Source organism: Sphingorhabdus sp., assembly GCF_044357595.1.
GTDB lineage: Bacteria > Pseudomonadota > Alphaproteobacteria > Sphingomonadales > Sphingomonadaceae > Sphingorhabdus_B.
On sequence record NZ_JBIKPH010000085.1, the window covers coordinates 1 to 10286 of the forward strand.

General features: G+C 53.2%; 7 protein-coding genes and 1 pseudogene. 2 read left to right on the forward strand and 6 right to left on the reverse strand.

Features of this window, described 5'->3' with window-relative positions:
* The 6 genes from ACIQ2T_RS09110 to ACIQ2T_RS09135 form a co-directional block, all read right to left on the reverse strand.
* Positions 1 to 311, reverse strand: a 311-nt coding sequence (locus ACIQ2T_RS09110) for a GMC family oxidoreductase N-terminal domain-containing protein (protein WP_397590536.1), incomplete at its 3' end; no start/stop codon positions are given.
* Positions 308 to 1495 (reverse strand): mandelate racemase/muconate lactonizing enzyme family protein, encoded by a 1188-nt coding sequence (locus ACIQ2T_RS09115; RefSeq protein WP_397590537.1) that lies wholly within the window; start codon positions 1493 to 1495, stop codon positions 308 to 310. The genes ACIQ2T_RS09115 and ACIQ2T_RS09110, both read right to left, overlap by 4 nt.
* Positions 1492 to 2931 (reverse strand): aldehyde dehydrogenase family protein, encoded by a 1440-nt coding sequence (locus ACIQ2T_RS09120; protein ID WP_397590538.1) that lies wholly within the window; start codon positions 2929 to 2931, stop codon positions 1492 to 1494. The genes ACIQ2T_RS09115 and ACIQ2T_RS09120 overlap by 4 nt, the downstream gene beginning before the upstream one ends.
* A complete protein-coding gene (locus ACIQ2T_RS09125) occupies positions 2924 to 4231 on the reverse strand; it encodes a spinster family MFS transporter (RefSeq protein WP_397590539.1) in 1308 nt (435 codons plus the stop codon). Before ACIQ2T_RS09125 ends, ACIQ2T_RS09120 begins: the two co-directional genes overlap by 8 nt.
* Positions 4232 to 4242: 11 nt before the next feature.
* Entirely contained in the window at positions 4243 to 6243 is a 2001-nt protein-coding gene (locus ACIQ2T_RS09130) for a tetratricopeptide repeat-containing sulfotransferase family protein (protein ID WP_397590541.1), read from the reverse strand.
* 130 nt (positions 6244 to 6373) lie between these two features.
* Complete coding sequence (locus ACIQ2T_RS09135) at positions 6374 to 9025, reverse strand: TonB-dependent receptor (RefSeq protein ID WP_397590540.1); 2652 nt, start codon at positions 9023 to 9025, stop codon at positions 6374 to 6376.
* Between the two features lie 247 nt (positions 9026 to 9272).
* On the opposite strand from ACIQ2T_RS09135, the gene purU reads away from it, so the two are divergent.
* Together purU and ACIQ2T_RS09145 are read left to right on the forward strand one after the other, a co-directional pair.
* Entirely contained in the window at positions 9273 to 10124 is an 852-nt protein-coding gene (gene purU / locus ACIQ2T_RS09140; protein WP_397590542.1) for a formyltetrahydrofolate deformylase, read from the forward strand.
* Between the two features lie 36 nt (positions 10125 to 10160).
* Positions 10161 to 10286: pseudogene (locus tag ACIQ2T_RS09145) on the forward strand (S-(hydroxymethyl)glutathione dehydrogenase); the annotation flags it as partial.

Genomic DNA, 10286 nt, shown 5'->3' on the forward strand with positions numbered 1-10286 from the left:
AAATCGTGCGGCTGGCCGCGTACATAGACCATCGCATTGATTGAACCTGACCCACCGATCACCTTTCCGCGCGGCCAATAGCTCTGCCTACCACCCAGCGCCTCAACGGGCTCGGTATCGTACATCCAGTTAATCCGCTTATCGAAAAAGGTGCGGCCATAGCCAATTGGCATTTGAATCCAAATTGACCGATCGCTTCCCCCAGCTTCCAGCAACAAGACGCTGTATTTGCCGTCTTCAGTCAGGCGGTTGGCCAGCACACAACCCGCCGTGCCTGCGCCGACGATGATATAGTCGAATTCCTCGGTCACTGGACGGGGTGCTGCGTCATTTCGAGATGAAGCATATTGCCGGTATATGGATTGGCACGCGCAACATCTTCGTTCAATTCCACGCCCAACCCCGGCTCGGTCGATGGAATGACATGCCCCTCTTCAAAACGGATGGGCGATTTCAAAATTTCAGTGTGAAAGCCACCCCAACTCTCAATGCTTTCAAGGATCAAGAAGTTGGGTGAACAGGTCGCAATCTGGATATTGGCCGCGCCGACAATTGGTCCGCAATAAAGATGCGGCGCGATCTGGACATGATCAACCTCCGCCATGGCGGCGATCTTTTTTGCTTCCAAAATGCCGCCGACCCGGCCAAGATTCATTTGCAAAATCGCCGCCGCGCCCGCGCGCAACAGTCGCGCAAAATCATATTTTGTCGTAAGCCGCTCACCCGTTGCAATGGGAATAGACGTTGCCCTTGCAACCTTGGCCATTTCATCGGGCGCATCGGGCGGCACAGGCTCTTCCAACCAAAGCGGATCATATGGCTCAAGCCGTTTGGCCAGCCGTATCGCCCCTGCAGCGGTCATTTGACCATGCGTTCCAAACAGCAAATCTGCTTTCATCCCGACAGCCTCACGCAAGGATTTTGCAAACCGCGCGCATAGGTCAAGCGCTTCCAACGACAATTGGCGTCCATCAAATGCGGAATACGGACCGGCAGGGTCAAACTTCAGCGCGGTGAAGCCTTGGGCCAGATATTCCGCCGATCGTTCTGCTGCAAGATCGGGATCGTGATACACATCTTTTGTGTCACCGGGCCGCGGATAGATATAGGTATAGGCGCGCAAACGTTCGTGCACTTGGCCACCAAGCAATTTGTACACTGGCTTATTTGCTTCTTTGCCGATGATGTCCCAGCACGCCATTTCGAGCGCTGACAAAACGCCCATCAATGTCAAATCGGGATGTTGGGTGAAGCCGCTTGAATACACGCGGCGCCACATCGTTTCGATATCGTGCGGATCATTGCCTGCGACATAACGCGCAAACACATCCTCAATCATCTTGGCGACAAGATGTGGTTCAAACGGCACACAATATGCCTCGCCGATACCTGACACACCGCTGTCGGTCGTTATCTTGACGAAGACAAAATAGCGTCCGCCAAAATGCGGCGGCGGGTTGCCTACGACGAAGGTTTCGATGTCGGTCAGCTTCATACTGGGCGGAACCCGCTGATCGATTTGATCTCCAGAAAATCACGTACGCCAAACTCGCCATATTCGCGGCCATTGCCCGACTGTTTGTAGCCGCCAAACGGCGCCATATAGTCTTGGCTAGTGCCATTAATGCTTACACCGCCCGCCCGCATGAGCCGCGATACCCGGCGGGCGCGATCCATATCGCCGGTCTGCACATAGGCATAGAGGCCATAAGGCGAGTCATTGGCGATGGCGATGGCATCGGCTTCATCCTTAAACGGAATCAGAACCAGCACCGGCCCAAACACTTCTTCTTGCGCAATGCGCATCTTATTATGGACGCCAGCAAAAACTGTGGGTTTCACATAATAGCCGCGATCAAAGCCGTCGGCACGACCGGTACCGCCCGCAACAAGCTGAGCGCCTTCATCGATTCCGACCTGAATCAGGCCTTGGATCTTGTCATAATGTGCCTTGCTGACCACCGGGCCATAATGTGGCCCCTTTTCCTTCGGGTCGCCAAGCTGCGCATCTTTCGCTACGCGCGCAGCAATAATAACTGCATCGTCATAGACCGATTGCTCGACAAGCATACGCGTCGGCGCGTTGCACGACTGGCCAGTGTTCCCATAGCAATGCAGAACGCCCCGCGTGACTGCCGCTTCCAGATCGCTGTCGGCAAAAACAATATTGGCCGATTTTCCACCGAGTTCCTGCGCAACACGCTTGACTGTATCCGCGGCATTTTTGGCAATCTGCACACCCGCGCGCGTTGATCCGGTGAAGGAAATCATGTCGACTTCCGCATGGCTGGTCAGCGCATCACCGACCGAGGCGCCCGTGCCGTGGATCATGTTGAACACGCCTTTGGGGAAACCTGCCTCATCGACCATTTCGGCAAATAATTGCGCCGACAAAGGGGCCATCTCGCTGGGTTTCAAAACCATGGTGCAACCTGTGATCAGTGCAGGTCCCACTTTACACACGATCTGATTTATCGGCCAGTTCCATGGCGTAATAAGCACGCAGACGCCAATAGGCTCATGCACGACAATGCCATCCACACCGACATTATATTCCCACGTCATTTCGCATACGGCCTTCACCGTCGCGCGCAAATGCCCGGGGCCGCTTTCGGCCTGCGCATCGTGGGACAAGTCATAGGGCGCGCCCATCTCGGTCGAAATAGCGGTCACCATCTCATCATAACGCCGTTCAAAGATGGTAATCAGCTTTTCAACCAACGCGATCCGATGCTCAAGCGAAGTCGCCGCATAGGCGTCAAAAGCAGCGCGCGCTGCTGTCACGGCCAAATCGACATCGTCACGCCCGCAAACAGCAACGACGGCGCAAACTTCCTCGGTCGCCGGATTTACGGCATCCACAGTCGTGGTCGAGGTCGCGGGGAGTACCCATTCGCCGTTAATATAGGATTTTAGCGGCGAATTAGACATATCCAATGGCTCTCTTTTGATCTTCAATAATGTATTTTTCGGCGCGCCAATAATGCCACGCAGCCCACAAGCCAGTTGGTGCGAGAATGAGTTGCGCGAGACGCAAAGAATCCGCATTCCCGCCACCCGCAGCGTCAAAAAAGTCGCTTAGGCTGCCAACAATTGTAGGCGCAACGATAAGGTTCAGAACATTGGCGATAACCAACGATATGGCTACCGCCATTGCCCGCATTTTCGGTGCAGCCAAGTTCTGGCAAAGTGCAAATGCTGGGCCAATATAGAAATAGATTGCCGGAATGAACAGCCACCACATCACCTGCGCCACACCCAGATCCCGTGTATAATAAGCAAGAAACGACGGGACAGTGGCCAATGCCGTTACCACAGCCAAAAGCCGGGCGATTTTACGTGGGTCGGTATAGGTAGGACGCGCCACAACCCATGCCGTCAACAAAGACGCACCAATACCGCCAACAAGGTAAATCCAGCCTAGCATGCCGCCGGCTTCGCCTTCGTCCATGCCGTAGGTGCGTTGTAGGAACAACGGCGTGAACCACATCAATCCCCAACCCCAAAAAGCTGACAGCCCGCTGCCCATCATCGCATGCACGGCTGATTTTTGTGACCACAGGAACTTCATCGTTTCCATGACCGTTGGCGCTTTATCTTCCTTCACCACGTCAAGGCGCCCACGCTTGGGTTCCTTAATCGTTACCATGATGATCAGCGCCAAAATGATACCGGGCACGCCCAGCACAAAGAATGCGGCGCGCCAGCCATGAACTGTAGAGACGAGGCCCGCGATGTCGGAACCAAGCCAGGCGCCGATCGGGGCGCCAAGTGCAAACACGGTCATAGCCATAGAGCGCCGGTCGGCGGGAAAGTAGTCAGCGATAATGGAATTGCAAGCTGGCGTGCCTCCAGCCTCACCGATACCAACGCCCACACGGGCCAAAAGCAAGTCGAAATAGCCGCGCGTGTACCCCGTAATCGCCGTCATAAATGACCAGACAGCAACCGACGCGGCCAGCAGGTTGCGGCGGTTCGTGCGGTCACACAGCCATGACAAGGGGATGCCCATTATCACATAGAAAAGCGCGAGCGGCAGACCAAGCCATGCCGTTTCCGTGTCACTCAACTTTAACTCTTTACTGATCGGCCCAAGCAGCGTGGACAGAACATACCGGTCCGCGATACTGATCGTGTACACCAGCATCATGATGATCAGAACATACCAACGCTGGCCCAGCGAGGAGACTTCATCGGCTTTTACCGGCGCGTTCGGAGCATTGCTAGCCATATTCATTCCCCTCAGGTTGCGGCCAATTCTGGGCCCAATACATCACGCAACGGGTCGAGATAGGAAGAGAAATTCTCCCATTGATCGACGCCGCTTTTAAAAATCGGTTGTCGCACCTGTTCCGAGCTCGCAGTGCGGACCGCGCGCTCATTCTGGTGGAAATTGAGGCATGCCTCTTCAAAAGGTAGACCGCAATGGTCGAGCAGTCGACGAACCTGTGTTTCCAAGTCCGCAACGACGTCCTCATAGCGGACGCGCAAAATCTTGCCGGGCAACACAGTGTCCCAATGGTCCATCAGCCGCACATAGTCCGAATAATATTGGCCGATTTCCTGAAGCCCGTAGGTGAATTCCTGACCTTCGGCAAACAGCTGTTTAAAGCCACTGAAACAGCAACCCATGGCCCCACGCCGCGCATCAATGATCTTTGCATTCGGTAAGATCATGTGAATGAGACCAATGTGACGGAAGTTATTGGGCATTTTGTCGATGAAAAAGGGCGTGCCACCCTTGCGGTATATCTGCGTGTCGCGGATAAACTCCTCGCCAAAGCGGGTAACATCTTCATGCGTCAAATCCGCTAAGCTGCCGGGATATTCTGGTTCCTCACCAACAACGCGCCGCCGGTCAAGCCGGAAGGCCAAGGCAAAAATATTCGGCAGCTCCATCGTGCCTTCGACCTGACTGTGCGATGCCAGAATTTGTTCTAGCAAGGTGGAGCCCGCGCGGGGCAGCCCAACAATGAAAATCGGGTCAGGCGCGGAACAGCCTGCGCCTGAAAAACGGTTCACGAGATCCGTCGACACCAGTTCACGCTGCAGCCGCATTTCGTTGGTCAGCCTTGCGGGATTATACTTAAGTTCCTCGCGCTTCAGGCGGTTGCCTAGCTCGTAATATTCGAACGACGCGCCATAGTCACCGCGATCCTCCAGCGCCTTCCCCAAGGCAAAACAGAGATGATACCGATCTTCAAGCGCTGTCATCGCCGAAGCTTGTCGCTCCCGCATCTGGGCGATCTCGGGATCGTCAAAACGGTATGTCTTCAGATTGGCCAAACTCCAATAAGCGTCGCCACAGTCCGGTCGCACCTGATAGGCGCGGCGATAGGCGGAAATTGCATCATCCTGCCGCCCGACAGTCTTAAGCGCATGGCCGTAAGTCAGATTTATGCCGGGATTATTCGGCATCGAACTGAGCAACGCTTCATAGACGAGCATTGCCGCATCAAAGTTACCAACCGCGAGGTTTTCATTTGCGTACAGCATTTCAAACTCGGGATTATCTGGTTCTTTTTCCCGCAGTTCTGACGCTTCGCTGAGTGCCAGTTCGAATTTTTGGCGCTTTCGCAATACTTTCACATAATCGAAATGCGCGCTGACATTGTCGGGCGCCAGAACCTTACACGATTCCAGTAGAAACTCCGCCTCATCATAGGCATTGAATTTCATCCCGATGTCGGCAAGCAATCGCATGGCTTCGACATGATGGCCGTTGCGTTGCAGGAATGCGCGGCACAATTGCTCTGCTTTGTAGATACGCCCTTCCTGAATAAAGCTAGCAACGCTTAACAATTCAGGCGGAAGAGCAGACAGATGCGCATACTGCGCATGGGCAAAGTTAGCCGGCCCCTCACGTCCGGCCGAGTCATGCATTTCCGAGAGTATGCGCCAACTTGCGACCAACGCGCCGTTGTGGGTCACTGCACGCTGGTAAGCGGCAATGGCCTGTTCGTGCAAGCCGCTATCGCGAAAGCAATGCCCGCGTTCTTGCCACGCCCGACCATAGCTGGCGTCAACGGCAATCAAACTATCAAGTGTCTTAAGGGCCGCGGGCACTTGGCGCTGCATTCGCTGCGACACGGCCAAGGTGTACATCGCATCAATATTATCGGCCGCAGTTTTTAGTATGCGTTGGCACAATGCCTCCGCGTCAGACAAGCGGGCATTTTGCAGATGCGCCCGGGCTTCGCGCAACATGACATCCATAGTTTCCGGCGAGGCCTCGGCCAACATTGTCACCTACTCTCCCATAATGTGACGAACGATTGCACGAACCCTGCAGCACTTCATACGCTTAACGCAACGCAGAAATGCAAATGTGGAAAGGCGCCCCCAGTTTCCCAGGGGCGCCTCACCTTTTCACTTAGATCTTGTAAGAGAAACGCAGTCCAATTGTGCGTGGACGTGAGGTCGTTGTACGAAGCTCACCATCATTGCCGCTCTTGTAAAGCTCAGGACGTTCGTCGGTCAAATTGTCACCGAACAATTCCAGGCGCCATTCATCTTTCGAGACACCAAAGGATGCCGAAGCCGTGCTGTATGAACCAAGGTTCTGCGCAGCTTTTATTGGCGCGACCACGGTATTTGCTCCGACCGTCACGCCGTTATAGACTGCAGTTCCGCCTCCGTAACGGATGTCAACATTATCAATAACATCAGAAATGCTCTTGCCAACATAATGTACGCCAATTTGCGCGAACGGAGTGAGCCCCGAGGAAAGTTCCTTTTCCCAATGCAGGCGCGCATTGAACTGAAATTTAGGGCTCAACGCAAGTGGACCACCCAGTGGGCGAAGCACAGTTGTTTTTTTCCGGTACTTCGTCATTTCAGAGTCGTTGAACGAAAACGCACTATTGAACGTAAGTTCGGGCGTTGTGCGCCAAGTCACGTCACCCTCAAGACCCCTGATCCGGGCATCAAGTAGGTTGGTGGTGAATGTCTGGTTAGAGATATTCTGGTCGAAAACGGTAATCTGGATGTTGCTCCAGTCGATCTGATATGCTGCAAAATTAAGTTGCAAACGCCTGTCGAGGAGTGAGAACTTCCCGCCAATTTCATAATTCTGCACCTTATCCGGTACGTATGAACCAAGACGTACAAAGTCAGCGCTCGTTGGGCAGGTGGCACTTCCAATGCCACAAGGTTTCCGGTTGAAACCGCCTGGACGGAAACCATCAGAATAGGTTGCATACACCAGTGAACCCTCACCGATGCGATAGGTCAGGTTAGCCTTGTACAACACGCCATTATATTTAGCAGGTGAAGAAGCGGCATAAAGTTGATTTAGGTTTGCACTAACGCCATAAACCGTCGGCGGGGTTGTGGCTGCGGAGTATGTTCCCGTAGCGGCATTGTAGACACCCCGAGCCCCACCAAAGCTGCCATTAGACGACCCATTGATTGATGCCTTTTCGTTATAATAACGCAGACCACCCGTGAGGATCAGCTTTTCAGGAATGATGTCGAACGAAGCTTCGCCATAAGCAGCAAACTGCTTATCCTTGCGCTGGATATCGTTAAAGAAACCGACCTTAACGGGACGAACGCTCGTGTCGTTAGCATTGACTGAAGCATTCGGAGCACGGCGGTATATATATCCAGCAGCCTCTTGCAGATATGACCAGTCGGTATTGTCGAACAATTTGTTATCATCGTAGAACAAACCGAAAGTACCGCGAACACGCTTATCGGCTGGCGTTGTTACACGCAATTCTTGCGTCATACGCTCCGTCCGGTTGCGAACCTGATAGGTTTTACTCGGTGCGTAACAAGTATTACCCTGAGCTGGGTTACTATAATAAACCCCGCGATCGCATTCATAATAAGGCAGATACAGACCAATGTTCGAATATCCTGCATAATCAGCAATCTGGGTAGCATTATGCTTCATGAAGGAACCGGTGTAAATCACGTCAAGTGCACCCAAGCGGCCATTAACGCCCCATGTAGACAAGTTGACGCGATCCCTGAGTGAGTTGTCGTTGAACTTTGTAACCTTGAGGTCGCCCACGTCAGGCTCGAAGTCAAATACACCGTCGGTATCAAGTTCCTGACGCACATGCATCAAATCAACCGACCAATCGTCGGTCACCTTCCAAGTCAGCGCAATACGGCCACCGCGATAGGTTGCGTCGTTATAATTATCTTCCACAAAGGCGTCGTTGTTAATGGTCTGACGCGTTGGCGCGCGGTAAAGACTTCCCGTGCAATTTGAAACTCCGGCGCATGATGCAATTGCCCGCCTTACCAACAGTGGGTTGCCGGTCGGTAACTTACCGGCGACGCCCACATTGCCGTTGAACGGCATTTGGAAAGTTCCTGCGATATTGTCGATATAACCACCCTGGCGGTCAGTGTAAAAGACTGCCCGAACGGCCAGCTTGTCCTGGATGATTGGGATGTTGATGAATGCATCACCAGCAACGCTCTCTTCACCACCCTTTGTGAAGGCGTAGCTGGAGTTGAAGCCGGCACCAAATGCGCTCGTATCGGGCTTGTTGGTAATGTAGCGGACCGCACCACCCATCGCACTAGCGCCGAAGAGCGTGCCTTGCGGGCCAGCCAAGACTTCGACGCGCTGAAGATCAACGGCGTAAAGGTCAAGGTTACGTCCAACGAGTGATGCTGGCGCATCGTTAATGTACAGAGCGACCGTTGGCTGCGCACCAGCAGTACCGGCAATTTGCAAGCCTGGCGAATCGGTCGAAAGGCCGCGGATAAAGATCGAAGATGCACCTGGACCGCGCGAAGCAGCGCGCACGTTCGGCAAATATTCGATCAGTTTTTCGAATTTGGTTATGTTCAAATCGCTCAGCGTGTCACCGCCCAAAGCAGTAATCGCGAGCGGAACTTTGTTTACCGACTCTTCGCGACGTGTTGCGGTCACAACGATGTCCGCGATACCGCGGTCCTGATCTTCAGCCGACTGCTGCGCAAATGCAGGAGTGATACCGATACCAACGCTAGCCGATGCAATAACAAGCGCAGCCGTCGAAATTTTCAAATAACTTTTCAATTTCATTCCCCTCAACCATCCCCCGACGTTGCGAGGGCCTTTAAACTCCACCATGCAGACTGAAACTGCAGCCCATTTCAAGCAATTGACCAAATTTTCGTGATTGGTAAAATAAATTCTTCGACCAATTACATCATCTACATGTCGCGATTAGAAGACCTAATATATAGCGAAACCCAATGGTGAGCGCGGAAATGGCAGTCTACGCGGTCCCCCAACTTCATGGGAATAGGGATAAAAGATGCAAATGGGGGCCGACTTTGTTTTGTTAATAGCCTGCGAGGACCGCAAAGGGATCGTGGCGGCTGTCGCGAATTCAATCGCGAGTCAGGATTGTAACATCGTTGAAAGCTCGCAATATGGCGACAAAAATACGGGGCGCTTCTTTATGCGCGTTGCCATTTCGTGCGCTGCCAATACGACCAGCGAAAGCTTTAGCGCCGCATTCATGTCTGTTGCAGCTGCATTTCAGTTAGACTGGCAAATTCACGACCTGCGCAAGAAACTGCGCGCGATGATCATGGTGAGCCAAGGCGGGCATTGCTTAAACGATCTTTTGTACAGGACCTCTACCTCGCGGTTGCCAATGGACGTGACAAGCATCGTTTCCAATCATGTGAATTGGCAGCGCCGAGCAGAGCATGAGGGCATTCCGTTTCACCATTTGCCGATCACGCCAGAAACAAAGCTGGACCAAGAGGCCAAATTGCTTGCGATGGTTGAAGAGCAGCAGGTCGATCTCATTATCCTCGCGCGCTACATGCAGGTCTTGTCCGACCAGCTTTGCCGCAAGCTCGATGGCCGCGTCATCAACATTCACCACAGCTTTTTGCCCGGGTTCAAGGGTGCAAAGCCCTATCATCGGGCCTATGAACGGGGCGTCAAAATGGTTGGTGCCACCGCGCATTATGTCACGCCGGACTTGGACGAAGGACCAATCATCACGCAGGACGTGTCGATCGTTGACCATGCCGACACAGTTGAGGATTTAATCGCGCAAGGCCAAGACACCGAAAGCCGGGTGCTCGCACGCGCAGTCAAACTCCATCTGGAACATCGTGTGATGCTCAATGGCAATCGCACGATTGTGTTTAAGTAAGATCCAACCAGATCAACAAAGTTAAGGATAGGTGACATGAAGACCCGCGCTGCAGTTGCATTTGAAGCGAAAAAGCCATTGGAAATTGTTGAGTTGGATTTGGAAGGTCCAAAGGCTGGCGAAGTGCTGGTCGAAATCATGGCGACGGGCATTTGCCATACC